The organism is Pseudonocardia sp. EV170527-09 (assembly GCF_008369905.1).
In the GTDB taxonomy this organism is placed as follows: domain Bacteria; phylum Actinomycetota; class Actinomycetes; order Mycobacteriales; family Pseudonocardiaceae; genus Pseudonocardia.
Window position 1 is genome coordinate 1 of sequence record NZ_VRMC01000512.1, and the last position, 262, is coordinate 262.

At 64.9% G+C, this 262-nt stretch carries 1 protein-coding gene; it reads left to right on the forward strand.

The annotated features are described in order from the left end of the window. Nucleotides 1–262, forward strand: a 262-nt coding sequence (locus tag FVA95_RS29970; protein WP_149666988.1) for an MFS transporter, incomplete at both ends; no start/stop codon positions are given.

Sequence of the window (262 nt, forward strand, 5' to 3'; positions counted from 1 at the left end):
GCAAGGAGTTCGGCCTCAGCGATTCAGGCGTCGCCTGGCTGACCGGCGTTTCGCTCGCCTTCTTCTATATCTTCGTCGGGCTGCCGATCGCGCGCTTTGCCGATCGCGCCAATCGGCGGAACATCGTCGCAGGCGCGATGATCCTCTGGTCGGCAGCGACCGCTTTGCTCGGCCTGACGCAAAACTATCTGCAATTCCTGCTGGCGCGGATCGCGGTCGGCATCGGCGAGGCTGGCGGCACCCCGCCCTCGACCTCGATCAT